The following is a 16,573-nucleotide window of genomic DNA, read 5'->3' as shown; positions in this document are numbered from 1 at the left end:
ACCTGAAGTTCTCCGATCTTGGAATACAATTCTTTCTCCTTTGTATTTTCAGTGTCATTCCCAGCCGTCGGTACCTCTTTGCTGAACACGAGCTCCGCCTTTTCCAGAAACTCCCGCTTCCAGGCCGCTATCTGCGTTGGATGAATCTCATACTTGGAGGCTAGTTCCTGGACGGTCTGAACCTCTTTGATAGCTTCAATGGCCACTTTGGCTTTGAAGCTTGCGCTGAATTTTCTGCGTTCCTTTTTCATAGTCAACTACTAAAATAGAAATTTAAGTAGCTGTCCAGATTTTTGGGAGTATTATATGTCTACCCATTCATTAGCAAACTCGGCTGTACATTTTGATAGAACAGCAGCTTATAATCGTCGTACCGTGCATCTATATTAAATGTCGTAATTGTATCCATCCAATCCAACTGCTCCTTAGAAAATTCGATGTTGCTCAATTTGCACAATCTTGTCAGATCGTGGGTGAATGGCGCGTATTTGCCTGTCTCTCTTACTACGCACCCTTTCAACAATTTCTCAATTACAATATGACCAATAAACAACGCCCAATGATAGTCTCTTGTTTTAAACATGTTTTCCATCGTAACAAAATCGTCATCAGATGTTTGAAGCCAGTATGCCGACACTTTCTCATAATCAATATTTTCCCCCATACCTATAGTTTTTCTCCCAACTTAAATGCATCTTAAAACACCATCAACTTTGCTTTATCCACTTGAATACTTCAATTAGCTACTGGAAAATCTGGATCGATACCGGCGGGACTTTTACGGATTGTCTGGCGATTGATCCTGCGGGAAATAAAAGCCGGATCAAGGTTTTGAGTTCGAGTTGTTTGAGGGGAAAAATCACTGATAAGGCCGCGCCCTTTACTTTTTTGTTTGAAGCAAACTGGAAGTTTTCGGAAACGCTGCTGAATGGATATATCTTCCGGTTTTTGGGAAGTGAGATCAGTACGACAATCCTGGCAATTGACTATTCAAAAGGCATTTTAACACTGCAAGATGATCTGCCATTTGAACAAAACACCGACTTTGAAATTACGACCAACGAAGAAGCGCCGATCCTCGCTGCCAGGCTTCTGACACAAACCCCGATCGGAACGGAATTGCCGCCCATTGAAATGCGGCTCGGCACGACAAAAGGCACCAATGCATTGCTCGAAAGAAAAGGCGCTAAAACCCTGCTGCTCGTCACAAAAGGCTTTAAAGACCTGCTTTACATCGGAAATCAGCAGCGACCTTCGCTTTTCCAGCTCGATATACCAGAGCCGAAATTACTCTATTCGGAAGTGCTGGAAATAGATGAAAGAATGGATTCTGAAGGGAATATTTTACAGAAACTCGATTTAGTAAACCAGAGCCTACCTACTGATTACAAGTCAGTTGCTGTGTCTCTTCTACATTCTTACAAAAACAATACACACGAAATCGAAATTACAGACTCGCTCAGGAATTTGGGTATCAAGTACATTTCAGCTTCATCGGCGCTTTTCCCATTTTCACACTACCTCCGCCGGACGCAAACTGCGGTTGTGAATGCATATCTGGACCCGATCCTGGATCAGTACCTGTCCAATATCAAAGCCGCATTGCAGCAGGGAAACTTGAAAGTGATGACCAGCACGGGGAGCCTGGCCGAGGTAAGCGGTTTTAATGCAAAAGATAGTCTGCTGAGCGGGCCGGCAGGGGGAATGATCGCGGCTGCAAACCTGGCTCTGAAATTCGGCTATGTAAAAGCAATCACATTCGATATGGGCGGCACGAGCACGGATACCGCGCTGATCGACGGACAACCTGAGCTGAAATACATCACCGAAATCGACAAAATTGAATTCCATAATCCTACGCTGGCCATTGAAACCGTAGCCGCGGGCGGAGGCTCTGTTTGCTGGTTTGACGGATTTTCCTTACAAGTAGGACCCGAAAGTGCAGGCGCATCGCCGGGACCAGCTTGCTACGGAGCAGGCGGTCCGCTGACGATTACGGACGTAAATCTGCTGCTCGGCAAGCTGGATATCGCCAGATTTGGTATTCCGATCAATCCCGGGGCTGCGATTGTTGCATTGGAAAAACTGCAAAATTCCATTCATAAAAAAACAGGTAACAGCCTGCATTCACTTGAAATACTGACCGGACTGGAAAGCATTGCCAACGAGAAAATGGCAGATGCGATCCGCAAGATCTCGGTTGAAAAGGGGATTAGTCCGGCTGATTTTGCATTGATCACTTTTGGCGGCGCGGGTGGGTTACACAGCTGTCAATTAGCCGATTTACTGAACATCAACACAGTGGTTATACCCTACGACGCCGGACTTTTCAGTGCGGTGGGAATGGGCGAGGCGCTGGTGAGCACGATTGTACCGAGACAAATTCTGCAAGCATGGGATGAAGCCCGGCCGCACATCAGTCAGGTCCGGGAAGAGCTGCTGGTTATTGGTAAACAGATTTTGCAATTCCAGGGGATAAACGACGCTGAGGAGGCTTTTTTCAATTGTTATCTCCGGTTTTCTGGTCAGGAGAATGTAATCGAAATCCCTTACTCCGGCGACCAGACCATTCTCGACTTTGAAGCAGCTTACCGCGCGCAATTCGGTTATTATCCCGAAAATATGATCGTGGAGCTGGAAAGTGTCAAGCTCAAAATCCAGGAGGCTGCGCAGCATTTCGACCCAAAACCTGTTAGAAAAGAAGGCGAAAGAGCAGCTGCTACCAAAGAACTTATACCTTATTTCGACCCAAATAAAAGCGTTGAGATTTTTGAATGGGACTTGCTCAGTACCGGGGACGTAATTGAAGGTCCTGCCATTTTGCTCAACAACACTTCAACCTCCTACATTCCGGCTGGCTGGCAACTTGTAGTCCAGGAAAATAAGGATGCGATTATCTTCAAACAGGAGAGTCAAACCTTGAACAAAACGCAACATAACGAGGAAGTGGCGCTGCAACTTTTCACAAACCGCTTCAAGGCTATTGCAGAGGAAATGGGCGTTCAACTGCAACGGACTGCGTTTTCGGTGAATGTAAAAGAGCGGCTCGATTTTTCCTGCGCGCTGCTCGATGCCGAAGGTGAGTTGTTGGTAAATGCGCAGCATATTCCCGTGCATTTGGGCAGTATGGGCATTTGCGGCAGGCTGGTTTTAAATGCAATCAAGATTGGTCCTGGCGATGTGGTGATCACCAATCATCCGCGTTACGGCGGCTCGCATTTGCCTGATATTACATTGATTTCGGGGGTTTTTACAAATGACAATGAATGCATCGGCTACGTGATCAACCGGGCGCACCACGCGGAAGTAGGCGGAAAAACGCCGGGCTCCATGCCGCCGGACGCAACTTGTCTGGCCGAGGAAGGCGTCGTGATTTTACCACAGTACCTGGTTAAATCCGGTGATTATCAGTGGGCAGCGACCTGGAAATTATTCTGCGAGAGTCCCTATCCTACCCGCTCTTTTCTCTCCAATGAAGCCGATATCATCGCCGCACTTTCCGCACTCCGCAAAGGTAGCGAGCAGCTTTTGAACTTGGTCAACACCCACGGCTTGCCCGAAGTGAAAAAATATATGCGAATGCTCAAACAAACTGCGGCACTACAACTGCAAAATGCGATGGGGCCGCTGGTTGGTCGGGAGTTTGAAGCAACGGAATTCCTCGACGACGGGCATCAGATCCAGGTCCGCATTTCCATTCAGCCCGGCAAGCAGCTTTTTGATTTTACCGGCACATCTAATGTGCATCCGAATAACCTGAATGCGAACATTTCGATTTTGTATAGTGCGATTTTGTATGTTTTGAGATTACTGGTCGGAAAGGAAATTCCATTAAACGACGGTTTAATGCAGGAGGTGGAAATGAAGCTGCCGGATAATAGTTTTCTGCATCCGCAATTTTCAGATGATCCGTTTGCATGTCCGGCGGTGGTGGGCGGCAATACCGAGGTAAGTCAGCGACTGGTGGATACTTTGCTGAAAGCTTTTGGCTTAGCGGCGTGCAGCCAGGGTACGATGAACAACTTTCTATTTGGGAATGAAAAGTTTGGTTATTACGAAACGATCGGCGGCGGTACCGGCGCGGGAGATGGTTTTCAAGGTCGGTCGGCTGTGCACCAGCACATGACCAACACGCGCATTACCGACCCCGAGCAGCTCGAACGGAAGTATCCTGTGCGCCTGCTTGAATTCGGGATCCGGAAAGGTTCGGGGGGCAAAGGCCGGTTTGCCGGTGGCGATGGTATTATCCGCAAAATCCAGTTCCTGGAACCATTGCGGGTTACATTGCTTGGCCAGCATAGAAAGCAGGCACCTTATGGATTGAAAGGCGGCGCGGCTGGATTGTGCGGCAAGCATACCTTGATTTCTGAGAGTAAGATTACGGAATTGCCAGGTATATGCAGTTTGGAGGTTCAAGAAGAGGATATTTTGATTATTGAAACACCTGGCGGTGGGGCGTTTGGAATTTAATTAATGCCGCGAAGACACGAATGTTAACGAATGCTTTTAGTGTCCATTCGTGCCTTCGTGGCATGAAAAAAACCAAAACATGAAAAACAAAAACAAACTCCTGGGCGCTGCATTCTTAATGGCCACTTCCGCCGTTGGACCGGGCTTTCTGACGCAGACTACTGTTTTTACCCAGCAGCTCACCAGCAGTTTCGGCTTCGTAATCCTGCTTTCAGTCATCATAGATCTTTGTGTTCAATACAACATCTGGCAAATTGTCACCGTATCCGGTAAACGTGCACAGGATCTTGCCAATGAGCTTTTTCCTGGCCTGGGCTACCTGCTCGCGCTGCTGATCGTCGTCGGCGGACTGGCTTTTAACATCGGCAATGTAGCCGGCGCGGGACTCGGGATTGAAGCAATGACGGGCATTCCGGTTGAAGTGGGTACGACAGTCAGCGCGGCGATTGCGATCGGGATTTTTCTGTTCAAAGAAGCCGGAAAAGCAATGGATACCTTTGCCAAGATGCTCGGTTTTGTAATGATTTTGCTGATCATTTACGTGGCTTTTACCTCGAACCCGCCATTTGACGAAGCCGTTTCTCACACTTTTATCCCCACCCAATTCGACTCGATTTCCACGCTGACGCTCGTAGGCGGCACTGTTGGCGGCTACATTTCCTTCGCCGGCGCGCACCGGCTGCTCGACGCGGGCTTACGGGGCGAAAAAGATCTGCCGCTTGTGAACCGAAGCGCGTCCACGGGCATTCTGGTGACTGCGGTGATCCGGTACCTGCTGTTTTTGGCAACTTTGGGTATTGTCTTGTCGGGCGCGAGTATCAATCCTGACAACCCGACGGCCTCTGTTTTTGCAGCTGCGGCGGGCAGTTTCGGGAGACAATTGTTCGGGTTGATGATCTGGTGCGCGGCGATCACCTCGGTTGTAGGCGCGGCTTACACTTCGGTTTCCTTTGTGCGCTCGTTTCACCCGGCTTTTGAAAAGTACCACACGCGGCTGACGATCCTGTTTATTCTCATTTCGACAATCGTATTTCTCATCGTAGGCAGGCCAGTCAAAGTCCTGATTTTCGTAGGGACGCTGAATGGATTTGTGCTGCCGGTTGCATTGTCGATTTTGTTGGTAGCAAGTCGCAAAGCGCGGCTGGTAGGTACTTATAAGCATTCTCTTTTTCTTCAAATTGCCGGCTGGTTCGCTGTAATTGTGCTGTTGGCAATGGGTTTTAAACTTTTTTGAAATGTTCCGAAAACTAATTTTTGCTGTCTCGATTTCACTGCTCCATGCACCTGTTTTTTCACAAACTCCGAAACCACTTGTTATCAAAATTGATGCAAATAAGACGGCGCAGCGGATTGACAATTTTGGTGCTGCCGGAGCCTGGTTTTCAGAAGGTGTTGGTAAAAACTGGCCCGCAGAAAAGCGAGAGCAAATGGCTGAGTGGCTTTTTAGCAAAGAAATGGACAATAGCGGGAATCCGAAAGGGATAGGATTATCAGCCTGGCGCTTCAATATCGGTGGCGGTACCGCAGAGCAGGGCGACAGCAGCGGAATAAGCGATTTCCGTAAACGCGTAGAAAGTTTCCTGAATCCCGACGGTACCTACGACTGGACCAAGCAAGCCGGCTACTTATGGTTTACAAAAAAGGCGAAGGAATACGGTGTAGAAAACCTGATCGCATTCTCGAACACGCCGCCTGTACAATTTACCAAAAACGGCCGCGGCTATAAAACGGAAAAAGATTACGTCAATAATTTAAAATCCGACAAATACGAAGCTTACGCCACATTCCTGGCTACTGTTTTGAAGCATTTCGATGAGGAAGGTTTGCATTTCAATTACATCAGTCCGGTCAATGAGCCGCAATGGGACTGGTCGCACCCCGTCGGGTCACCTGCCAAGCAGGAAGGTACTCCCTGGACAAACGAGGATATAGCGAGAGTTACCAAAGAACTTGATAACGCGTTGACCAAAAATAACTTGGCCTCCAAAATTCTGATCACGGAAGCAGCGCAGCTGGATTTTCTTTATGGTAGAAAAGGTCACGCAACCAGGCAGATCCAGGCTTTTTTCAATCCGGCAGATCCAACGCAACTCACAGATTTAAGGCATTTACCCAAACTCATCGGCGGCCACAGCTACTTCACCGACAAAGGCGACAGTGCCCGGATTGCGATCCGGCAGCACGTAGCCGACACCACGCGCAAATACGATGTAACCTTCTGGCAAACTGAATATTCCATGCTGGCCGATGGTTATAAAGAAGGAAAGAAAGGCAAAATCCCGGCTATTGACTGTGCATTGTTCCTTTCCAAAGTGATCCACGACGATCTCGTTTACGGCAACGCCGCCGCCTGGCAGCTCTGGAACAGCTGGGAACCCGGCAGCGCCGATTTCGACACCCGCTACTACGTCATCGCATTAAACCCTGCCGACAAAGAATACACCAACGGAACAGTTGCCGCGACCAAGAACCTCTGGGCACTAGGCCATTATAGCCGCTTCGTCCGCCCAGGCATGCAGCGCCACGAAATAGCACGCAATGATAACCTCACCCCAGCCCAAATCGCGCAGGATGTAATGGTAACCGCTTATTCGAGTGAGAAGAAGGTTGTTCTGGTAGCGATCAACTATACTGAGAACGCGCGTGATTTGGAGTTGGATTTGAGTGGCTTTAAGTTGAAGAAGGGGTTTGAGAGTTACACTACTACTGGGGACACAGGGGTCAACATGAGGTTTGGAAACGGGAAGGATTGGAAGAATGGAGTGCAGCTGCCAGGGCGGGGGTTGGTGACGGTGGTTTTGGAGAAAAAACCGGTAATGAGATAATCTTGCTAAATTGCGGATGAGCGACTCGATATCGATATAAAACCAAAATCTCAACATCTAGAATAATGACTATCAATCTATCTATTGAGACTTATGTTTTCAAAGGAATTAGCAACTAAACTATTACGTCTACCCAAGAATTTGAAGGATGGAGCTGTCACTATAAACCTCCACGAGGAAAAAAGCCGTCTTATTTTAACAAATCAGGATGAACCGGAGTACGAATTCTTGTTTGACATTACATCTAACAAAAAAATATCCTTCAAAATATCTTTGCATCATTAGGAGAATAATTTGAGAGAAGGGTTACTCAGAGTAGATTATAAAGGCGGACATAAGAACCCTGAAACTCTCACAGACCTTGTTCCTGAGCATGTAAAACCGTACGTTGGATACTTTTTTCAAAATGAACCTCATATGCACATCTATGTGGAAGGATGTAAAGATCTGGCCTGGGCAATTCCGATAAACGCGGACAATTTTCCTGTTACTCAAGTAGAAAATAGTATTGATTTCGCCGCAGCCGTTTTTGCATTCGCCAGTAAGATCAATGTTGTAACTCCGATTACCATTCAAAATTCGCTATTACTATGACTCGGGCAAACACACTGATAAACGATTATTACGGCTGGCTAAAGAGTAAAACAGTAGTGATTCCAGATGAACGAACAGAATGGGTCGCAATACAAACTCCGTTCATTGGCCTTTTCAATGATACCATCGAAATGTACGCTCAGAAAGTAGGACAAAAAATATTGCTTTCGGACAATGGGGATACTTTTCAGAATCTTGAGTTGGTCGGAGCTGCTGTTAATAGAGTTGGTGAGAGAAGAAACCTTGCTGAAAGAATTTTACTTAACTATGGGATTCATTTACATAATGATGAACTGACTACCGAAACAACAGAACAAAACTTCGCGCAAAAGAAACACAACTTCCTGTCTGCAATAATGGAGTTGAATGATCTGTATATGCTTTCGAAACCAAACGTAACTTCAATTTTCAAGGAAGATGTACGAACTTTTTTGGATGCCCAAAATATCATTTACACTCCCGATTTTATCTCCAAAGGATCCACAGGATTAGAATTCATGTTCGACTTTCAAATTGCTGGAAGGGACAACGAGATTGTCATAAAGTCTTTTAATACAATTAATAAACAAACTTTAAGTAGCTTCCTTTTTAGTTGGGATGATATAAAGCCAATCAGAGAAAAAGTCAGCAAGAAAAATGTAACCGCAATCGCAGTAATTAACGACGAAGACAAACTTGTGAGAGGCGAATTCCTCGAAGCATTGAAGTCAAAGAACGCCGAAGTAATTGTTTGGAGTGAACGGCTTCAACGTGACAACCTTTTGAAGTTTGTAGCTTAATCTGGTAGATTTTGCTGCTATCAAGTAAAAGATTGTCGCCAGCTTATACTTAACGCCTGAGAGGTATCCCTCCAAATACAGTTACGGGCGGTTTATGCAGTTAGTGTTTGGTTTAAAGATCAATTAGTTAGGTCAAACTCGGAAAAATATGGAATCTGATTCCATATTTTTCCGAGTTTGACTATATTTGATTATGATAGACCGATTTGCAGCCTCGAAAATACTACAACTGGCCAGCTATTTTAGGTCAGTTGCTGTGACTGGACCCAGGCAGTCAGGGAAAACCACATTGGTCCGGAGCTTATTTCCAGGCAAAACTTATTTGTCACTGGAAAATCCTGATACGAGACGGTTTGCATTAGAAGATCCTCGTGGATTTTTAGCGAAATACGAGCGGGGAGCAATTTTTGATGAAGTTCAGCGGGTTCCAGAGCTGTTTTCTTTTTTGCAGGAAATGCTTGATGATTCACCTGAACCCGGCCGATTCATTCTGACCGGTTCAAATAATTTTCTGCTTCAACAAAACATTTCGCAAACACTTGCCGGGCGCGTTGCTACTTTAAATTTGCTTCCATTCAGTACGGAAGAAGTGTTTGGAGCACAGAAATTAGCCCCTGATGAAAATGAACTAATTGTAAAAGGATTATATCCGCCAATATACAATCCGGGCATCCCGCCACAGGATTGGTTTCCCAATTATCTGCGGACGTACATTGATCGTGATGTTCGCCAGATCAAAAATATAACTGATTTAATCGTATTTGAGCGGTTTATCCGGCTTCTTGCAGGGAGAACGGGGCAGGAATTGAATCTTACTTCGCTGGCGGTCGATACCGGTGTGGATACCAAAACGGTACAATCCTGGATTGGCATCTTGGAGAGTAGTTTTATCATTCACCTCCTTAGACCGCATTATAAAAACTTCAATAAAACCCTTATTAAGCGTCCTAAGATCTATTTCTATGACACGGGGCTGGTATGTTCACTGCTTGGGATAACTACTGCCGAGCAATTGAGCCTCCATCCGTTAAGAGGAAGTTTGTTTGAAAGTTTGGTGGTAACAGAGCTTTTGAAAAAGCGCACCAATGCAGGCAAACCGATAAACCTTTATTATTGGCGAGATAAGACTGGCAACGAGGTCGATATTGTAGTTGACAATGGGATTTCGCTGTTGCCTCTCGAAATAAAAGCCGGTAAAACGATCAATGGCGAGTTTTTTAAAAGCCTTATCTATTGGAATAAACTCAGCGGCGAACAAAAGGGATATATCGTTTACGCAGGCAATCAAGAAGAGAATCGGTCTAATGGGATAAGTGTAATAAATTGGTTTGAGATGGTCAAGAGGGATATTTGAAATAGTTAAACTACAACCCGCTACTCAACAGTAACTAGCTTCCGAATCGCTTCCACCCTCACATTTCCTCCCGCAACCTTCATCTTCCCCAACTTCTTCTTACTCTTTCTCTTCTTCCCCAGCCAGATTACTACCCCGGTGACCGGCAAGCTCGCTGCGATGAATGCGACTAGGAAGGCGACGATTTTACTGGGTAAGCCCCAGATGTTCCCGGTATGGATCGGGTATACCAGCCGGCGCACTTTCATGCCGCGGGTTTCGTTGTCGTAAAGTCTTTTGGAAATGAGGTTTCCGTTGTTTTTATCGAAATAAAGAAAGCTCACAATGTTACTGACAGCTGCGTAGTCGTCGGCTTTGGAAATGGAAATAGACAGGCTATCTGTTTTTGGCATTGTAAAAAGGATCCGGCCGGGATTGGGCAGGAGGGTATTGGTTTCCGCGAGTATCTTTTCCAGCACACCATTATCATGAATATCCGATACTGATCTGTTTACAGGAGCTTCGCGGATTACCGGGGGCTTGCCGTCGAATGTGAGGTAAATCAGGTTGTTCACCCATTTATAACTCCACACCAGCCCGGTTGCTGCAATCAGAAATACGAAAGGCAATACATAAAAGCCGAAAACGGCGTGCAGGTCCCAGTTGAGCCGTTTGAACTTAGCGTCCCATTTAACGCGGAAACGCTGCTTCTGGTTTTTGCGGTTTGGCCACCAGAGAACCAAGCCAGTGATCATAACTATCAGGAACATCACGCACGCGACTCCCGTAATCGCTTTGCCGGTTTCTTCCAGACAGAGGTACCTGTGCAGCCGCAAAACGACGCTGAAAAATGCCTCATGCTCGTCACGGACTGCTGTTATGCGACCGGTGTACGGGTCAATCGCTGCAGCTAATCCTTCTTTTTCTTTCGTCTTGAGATTGAAGATAATGGTCCGGTCAGCTTCGGGCTCAATGGTAATCCACTGGATTTTCTTCTCAGGGAATTTGTACTTAATAATGCTTTCTAAATGATCCAAAGGCAGCTTTCGCTCGCCTGTATTAGCTTCGACGACGTGAAAATCAGGATACAGAACCGGTTCAAGCTCGTCCTCAAAAACAAGAATGCAGCCTGTGAGGGCCACAACAAAAACCACAAGGCCGGAGATAATCCCCAGCCATAAATGCAGTTGTGAAGCAATTTTCTTGAAAGCTTTTTTCACAGTCAAATCAGATAAAATAGATCACATTAGAACGTGTAAGATATGGTAGCCAGGAAGTTACGCGGCGATCCCGGGAAGAGACGCAGGTAATCATAACCACCTACCCAGTATGTTTTGTTAGTCACATTGTTCAGGTTAACCTGGAATTGAAATCTGTCGATCTTGTAATAAATAGCTGCATTCAAAAGCGTGTAAGCAGGTACGGTTTGCTTATTGTTGATCGACAAATTCCGCTCGCCCACATAATTACTTCCCAGGCCGAGCCCAAGCCCATTTAAACCTGCATTGACAAACGTATACTTTGTCCAGATACTTCCCTGGTTTTTAGGTGCATTCGGTTTTTGCGAGTTCACCAGCGCCTGGTCAGCTGCGCGGGAACCTGCGTCGGTGATCTTCGCATCGTTGTAACTGTAAGCAACGATCAGATTCCAGTTTGGCTGGATATTTCCGGTGACATCAAATTCAAACCCTTTGGCTTTCTCTTCACCAATCTGTTTTTGCAGGTTCGGGTTTTCAGGTGCATTAGCCGAGTACAAGGTGTTGCTTTGTGTGATCTGATAGTAAGAAGCATTCGCCGTCACTCTTCCATCCAGCCACTCGGTTTTCAATCCGCCTTCAACCAGACTGCTGCGGATCGGATCAAACGGTCCGCCTGAAAGCGGATCGCTTTGCACTACCGCGTCCTGGGGATTGTATCCTTTTGTGTAAGTTCCATAAATATTGATGTTTTTGGTCAACGTATACACTGCTCCGATGCGTGGCAGCAGTGCATGCTGCGTTACATTCGTCTCGTCGTTTTTAGTATAGTTCTTTTTATCAATATATGTATCATAACGCAAGCCCAGCAGAATTTGCAGTCTGTTGATTTTCAGCTGTTCCTGTAAATACAAACCGTGTAACTGGTACATCACCGGCGTGGTGGCCGCGTTGGCAACCACATTGTAAGTGTACTTTGTCGGGTCTTCCAGATTGTTGTTTTGTAGCGTCAGATCATAATGCGAGATATTCGGTTTTGGAATACTCCGCGTAACGCCATTCTCGGTATAGTTATAGAATACAAATCTTTCCGGCTGCTTGGCATTGTACGCCGCTGCCCCGCCGGCTTTCAGCAAATAACCGTTTGCAGTTTGCTGTCCCGATCCTTTCGGCGTGGAAGACTGAATGTAATCATATCCAGCAACAAGCTTATGCTCAGCAATTCCCGTGTTGAAGTTATGGTTAAAAAACAGGGATACATTGTCCATAAACGATTTAGTCTTGCGGACAAAAACCTGTCTGGCTACCAGGTTTTCAATAGGAAGTCCCGCCGAGTCAATCGCATTCACATTGCTGCTGCGGTGTTCGAGCAGATCTTCGGAATAGCCGGTACGCAGGTAGGCGACGTTGAAGGATGTGTTTTGCGTAAATTGATGATTGAGTGAGGTAGTGATCAGGTATGTTTCTTCATTTAAATAATCATTCACTGCATTCAATGAAGTTTTGATCGAGCTCGAATACAAGTCGTTTCCTTTCACTGACTGCCCACGATCGAGGCGGCTGTTGGACCGGCTATAAACCATATCGAAGTTAATCCGGGTTTTGCTGGTGGGCAGGAAGGATACCGATGGAGCTACGATGATATTTTTGTCAAATTGCAGGTTCCGGAAGCTTTGTGCATTATTGTAACCTACATTCAGCCGGTATAGCAACGTTTTTTTCTCATTCATCGGGCCGGTAAAATCAGCCAGCATGCGTAAGGTATTGAAGCTGCCAGTTGTAAATGTAAGCGACTTTTGCGGCGTGTCAAGCGGCTTTTTGGTCACGCGGTTAATCGTACCGCCCGGCGAAGTATTTCCGTACAATGCAGAAGCCGCGCCTTTGATCACTTCCACTCTTTCAAGGTAATTGACCGGGGGCTGCTTCCAGAAACCAGAGAAGGTGCGCAAACCATTCACAAGCTGCGTTGTACTACCTCCATTCATGCGGAAACCCCGGATCGTCAAATCATCATAAAAAGTAAACTGATTGACACCGCTCATATTTTTCACTGCGTCGCCCATTAAAAAAGTACCCTGGTCGCGCATTACTTCTTTGGTAATGTAGCTGATCGCCTGCGGCACTTCCTTGATCGGAGTAGCCGTTTTGCTGGCAATAAAAGAGAGGTCGTTTTTGTAAGTAGTTTCTCGTCGGCCCAAAATTTCCAGCGTTTGCAACTCTTCCGCTGCTTCGAGCGCAACTAATTCCAGCTCGGCAGTTTCACCGTTTTTCAGGGCAATGTTTCGTTCAATTTTTTTAAATCCGATACCTGTGCCGATCAGCTGATAATTACCCGCTTCGAGACCGGTAAAGTCAAAGTCGCCCGAAGCGGAGGTGACTGTCCCTTTGCCCGTGCCTTTCAAAATGATGTTGACCGATTCGACAGGCTGGCCTGCCTCTGTATTTACTTTTCCTTTGATACTGCCGGTTTGCGCAAATGCTGAACAAGACGCAAGCAGCAATAGAATGAGTAGAGCGTTTTTCATTGATATGGAAGTAGAACAAGATGTCGTTAGTGACGTAAAATAACATGCTATTTAGACTAATGACAAATTGGTAGGTAAAAAAACGCAATTTTACCGAAATATCTACTCAGAACATTATTTTCTCTTTTAATAATCTAAGAAACAGTACATAAAACAGGAAAGCCCCGCGATTGCAGGGCCTTCAATTCCAATTCATGTAACTGTTCTTGCAGCTCGCAAACGAACAAAGCTGAGGATCGCGGCAATAAAGCTACCGTAGGCCTGTATCCGTATGCAACTATACGTTTGCCTTAATAAACGAAAGTCCGTCGCGCATGAGCTGCTCTTCCGAATCAAACATTTTCCGCCAGATATTTGCTACCGGCAGTTTTGGACTAAACGCTTCAATGCTCAGCCAGCCGTCGTAATTAATGTCCTTAATTGATTTAAAAATGCCTTCCCAGTCAACATTTCCCTTGCCGGGCGTAGAGCGGTCGTTTTCTGACAATTGGATAAATGATATTTTGTTGCTCGCTTTCCTGATCGTATCGCCGATATTTTTTTCCTCAATATTGGCGTGGAAAGTGTCGAACATGATTGTGCAGTTCGGGTGGTTTACTTCATTTACAAACCGCATCAATTCATCACCGCAGCTTGTCAGGTACATTTCAAAACGGTTTAAATACTCCAGACCAAGTGTAATATCCAGTGATTCAGCATAGTCGGCTACTTCCCGAATTCCCTCAATTCCCCATTGCCACTCGTCCTGCGTAGCGGGTTGTCCGGTGAAAACGCCTAATGCAGAATGGTAAGGTCCCATCAATTTTGTCGCGCCGAGTACCAGCGAGCAATCCAGTACACTTTTCAGGTGATCGATCGTGTGACGGCGCATTGCCGGGTCGGCGCTGATCAGGTTTTCCGATGGTCCGCAAATCGTATCCGTTTCGCATTCCAGCCCAAGTTCGTCGAGCTTCTTTCGAAAGCCAAACCAATGTTCGGGATTTGTATTGAAAATAGGTACTTCAACGCCATCGAATCCAATTTCTTTGATCAATTCCAGGGTAGGGAACAGGCTTTCGTCAATTTGATTCCCCCAAAGGAGAAGGTTCATGCTAAATTTCATCAAATTCCATTTTTGCGGTAATGTATACGACAATCTTACGACAAACCAGCCCCGAACGTATTCCGTCTTTTGACGAGTATTGGTCGGTTATTGATAAATCCGGTGGTAAAATAGGAATAAAGGTCAAATGTGCGCATAAAAAAGCAGCCTTAAATCAAGTCCAAGGCTGCTTTGCAAAATGTTAATAAGTATGCTATTGCGCTCTTGTGAAGATCAATGCATTGCTGTTGTCATAATAAAGGACCAGCTTGTTGGGTTTTAGATCGTACATATTCACACTTGGCAGCGCATTCACGAACAGGTTTCCCCAGGAAGTCTCAGCACGTTCTGTGCCTCCGCCGCCGAGCTGAATTGTATTTTGCTGTGCGGTTTCGTAGAAGCCGGTCAGGTAATTTGTAGATGAAGTACCTTCCAATTCGCCTTTTTCCTTGAAGTTAAGGCTTACTTCGAAGGCACCTTTTTGTAGTGGCGGCTTTCTGATGGTATCCTCTTCCTGCACAATGCTTTCGAGCTGCCACTTGCCGGTTAATTCCATATTGCTATTGATTGTGGTCGTTTTTCCACAACTGGTTAGTAAAGAGATTGACAGTACGAATACCATCAAGGGCAAGAAGTTCTTCATAGAGGTAACGATTCTTCAAAATTGTTATTAAGGGACATATTCACGGTGAAAAGAGTTGCAAGACTTTCGTTCAGGCAATCGTTTAATGTAAAAATTATGCCAGCTATTTAGCGTAAGCAGCCTAGTAATTAACGTAATAAGCAGCCTAATCGTTTACCAGTTAATAAAAGGAAGTGAATCAAGTAAAAAACAAGACTTACTGTATTTTGATATTAAATCCGCATTACTACTCATATTAATGTAAAAATTAAGGCAGCATTGTGAAGGCACCAATTCATAAAAACATCGAAAGTCAGGTTCATACGGTTACCGTGCAGGAGCTTAAAGCCCCGCATTTTGATCCAAACTGGCACTTTCATCCTCATTATCAGCTTTTCACTGTTTTGGAAGGAACGGGCAAGCGGCTGATCGGCGATTCCATTCAAACATTCGGGCCGGGCGACACGGTTTTCCTGGGTCCCGACGTACCGCATCTCTGGCGCAGCGACCCGGCCTACTTCGAAGCAGGCTCTGATTTGCTGACGCACGGTGTAGTACTATACTTTCAGGAAGATTTTCTGGGAAAGGACTTTTTGGAAAAGCCCGAAATGCTGGGGCTGCGCCAGTTGCTGATTGATTCAAAACGGGGCATTGAATACAAAGGCGCACTACGCGACCACATTCGGGAAGAGCTTTTAGCTCAAACCAGCACGGAAGGCTTCAAGAGCATTTTGAGATTGCTGACCCTGCTCGACAAGCTCGCGCACGAGCCCGGCGGCTCCCCGATTTCCAGTTACGGTTACGTCAATACTTACAAGGTTTCCGAAACAGAGCGCATGCAAAAAGTGCACGATTATGTATTGCAGCACTTTTTTCAGGAGATCAGATTGGGCGATGTGGCCTCGCTGGCCGGTATGACGGAAGCCGCATTTTGCAGGTATTTCAAAGCGAGAGCGAATAAAACTTTCATTGATTTTGTCAACGAAATACGCATTGGCCACGCTTGCAAGCTGCTTTTAGAAGACAAATGGACCATCGCCCAAATCGCCTACGACAGCGGCTTCGACTCCCTATCCAACTTCAACCGAAACTTCAAAAAATACATCGGCCACACTCCCAGAGAATACAAAGGAAATTACTGATCAAAA

General features: G+C 45.9%; 13 protein-coding genes. 7 read left to right on the top strand and 6 right to left on the bottom strand.

The annotated features are described in order from the left end of the window. A partial coding sequence (locus Q369_RS0115970; protein WP_031526922.1) for a transposase occupies window positions 1-251 on the bottom strand: 251 nt, incomplete at its 3' end. Window positions 252-310: 59 nt separating this feature from the next. Then, the gene (locus Q369_RS27770) at window positions 311-664 is read right to left on the bottom strand and encodes a HEPN domain-containing protein (protein ID WP_084165757.1); all 354 of its coding nucleotides are present in this window, start codon (window positions 662-664) and stop codon (window positions 311-313) included. 62 nt (window positions 665-726) lie between these two features. On the opposite strand from Q369_RS27770, the gene Q369_RS0115960 reads away from it, so the two are divergent. From Q369_RS0115960 to Q369_RS0115930, 6 genes are all read left to right on the top strand, one after another. Continuing rightward, window positions 727-4,470 carry a hydantoinase B/oxoprolinase family protein gene (locus Q369_RS0115960; protein WP_229206857.1) on the top strand — a complete coding sequence of 1,248 codons (3,744 nt, stop codon included), beginning with the start codon at window positions 727-729 and terminating at the stop codon, window positions 4,468-4,470. Window positions 4,471-4,549: 79 nt separating this feature from the next. Beyond that, entirely contained in the window at window positions 4,550-5,704 is a 1,155-nt protein-coding gene (locus Q369_RS0115955) for an NRAMP family divalent metal transporter (RefSeq protein ID WP_031528795.1), read from the top strand. A 1-nt stretch (window position 5,705) separates the two neighbouring features. Further along, the gene (locus tag Q369_RS0115950) at window positions 5,706-7,295 is read left to right on the top strand and encodes a glycoside hydrolase (RefSeq protein ID WP_031528794.1); all 1,590 of its coding nucleotides are present in this window, start codon (window positions 5,706-5,708) and stop codon (window positions 7,293-7,295) included. Window positions 7,296-7,589: 294 nt separating this feature from the next. Next, a complete protein-coding gene (locus Q369_RS29880; protein WP_035333538.1) occupies window positions 7,590-7,889 on the top strand; it encodes a DUF6978 family protein in 300 nt (99 codons plus the stop codon). Further along, window positions 7,886-8,668 (top strand): DUF1828 domain-containing protein, encoded by a 783-nt coding sequence (locus tag Q369_RS0115935; RefSeq protein WP_031528792.1) that lies wholly within the window; start codon window positions 7,886-7,888, stop codon window positions 8,666-8,668. The genes Q369_RS29880 and Q369_RS0115935 overlap by 4 nt, the downstream gene beginning before the upstream one ends. Before the next feature lie 193 nt (window positions 8,669-8,861). Further along, entirely contained in the window at window positions 8,862-10,022 is a 1,161-nt protein-coding gene (locus Q369_RS0115930) for an ATP-binding protein (protein ID WP_031528791.1), read from the top strand. Window positions 10,023-10,042: 20 nt separating this feature from the next. On the opposite strand, the gene Q369_RS0115925 is transcribed toward Q369_RS0115930, so the two are convergent. The 4 genes from Q369_RS0115925 to Q369_RS0115910 form a co-directional block, all read right to left on the bottom strand. Continuing rightward, on the bottom strand, window positions 10,043-11,221 hold the full coding sequence (locus Q369_RS0115925; protein WP_031528790.1) for a PepSY-associated TM helix domain-containing protein: 1,179 nt from the start codon (window positions 11,219-11,221) through the stop codon (window positions 10,043-10,045). A 26-nt stretch (window positions 11,222-11,247) separates the two neighbouring features. Beyond that, window positions 11,248-13,722, bottom strand: coding sequence for a TonB-dependent receptor (locus tag Q369_RS0115920; RefSeq protein WP_031528789.1), 2,475 nt, complete (start codon window positions 13,720-13,722; stop codon window positions 11,248-11,250). 277 nt (window positions 13,723-13,999) lie between these two features. Beyond that, complete coding sequence (locus Q369_RS0115915; protein WP_031528788.1) at window positions 14,000-14,824, bottom strand: sugar phosphate isomerase/epimerase family protein; 825 nt, start codon at window positions 14,822-14,824, stop codon at window positions 14,000-14,002. A 193-nt stretch (window positions 14,825-15,017) separates the two neighbouring features. Next, a complete protein-coding gene (locus tag Q369_RS0115910) occupies window positions 15,018-15,359 on the bottom strand; it encodes an META domain-containing protein (protein ID WP_229206856.1) in 342 nt (113 codons plus the stop codon). Between the two features lie 347 nt (window positions 15,360-15,706). On the opposite strand from Q369_RS0115910, the gene Q369_RS0115905 reads away from it, so the two are divergent. Continuing rightward, window positions 15,707-16,567, top strand: coding sequence for an AraC family transcriptional regulator (locus tag Q369_RS0115905; protein ID WP_031528786.1), 861 nt, complete (start codon window positions 15,707-15,709; stop codon window positions 16,565-16,567). Window positions 16,568-16,573 lie beyond the last annotated feature (6 nt).

This window comes from Dyadobacter crusticola DSM 16708 (genome assembly GCF_000701505.1).
Taxonomy (GTDB): Bacteria; Bacteroidota; Bacteroidia; order Cytophagales; family Spirosomataceae; genus Dyadobacter; species Dyadobacter crusticola.
Note: the sequence above shows the minus strand (reverse complement) of the source record. Positions and strands in the feature narration are given on the sequence as shown.

Excerpts from the sequence above, each read along its gene's own strand:
- Q369_RS27770 (WP_084165757.1), bottom strand. The coding sequence starts at position 664 with ATGGGGGAAAATATTGATTATGAGAAAGTGTCGGCATACTGGCTTCAA.
- Q369_RS0115955 (WP_031528795.1), top strand. The coding sequence starts at position 4,550 with ATGAAAAACAAAAACAAACTCCTGGGCGCTGCATTCTTAATGGCCACT.
- Q369_RS0115950 (WP_031528794.1), top strand. The coding sequence starts at position 5,706 with ATGTTCCGAAAACTAATTTTTGCTGTCTCGATTTCACTGCTCCATGCA.
- Q369_RS0115935 (WP_031528792.1), top strand. The coding sequence starts at position 7,886 with ATGACTCGGGCAAACACACTGATAAACGATTATTACGGCTGGCTAAAG.
- Q369_RS0115930 (WP_031528791.1), top strand. The coding sequence starts at position 8,862 with ATGATAGACCGATTTGCAGCCTCGAAAATACTACAACTGGCCAGCTAT.
- Q369_RS0115920 (WP_031528789.1), bottom strand. The coding sequence starts at position 13,722 with ATGAAAAACGCTCTACTCATTCTATTGCTGCTTGCGTCTTGTTCAGCA.
- Q369_RS0115915 (WP_031528788.1), bottom strand. The coding sequence starts at position 14,824 with ATGAAATTTAGCATGAACCTTCTCCTTTGGGGGAATCAAATTGACGAA.
- Q369_RS0115910 (WP_229206856.1), bottom strand. The coding sequence starts at position 15,359 with ATGGAATTAACCGGCAAGTGGCAGCTCGAAAGCATTGTGCAGGAAGAG.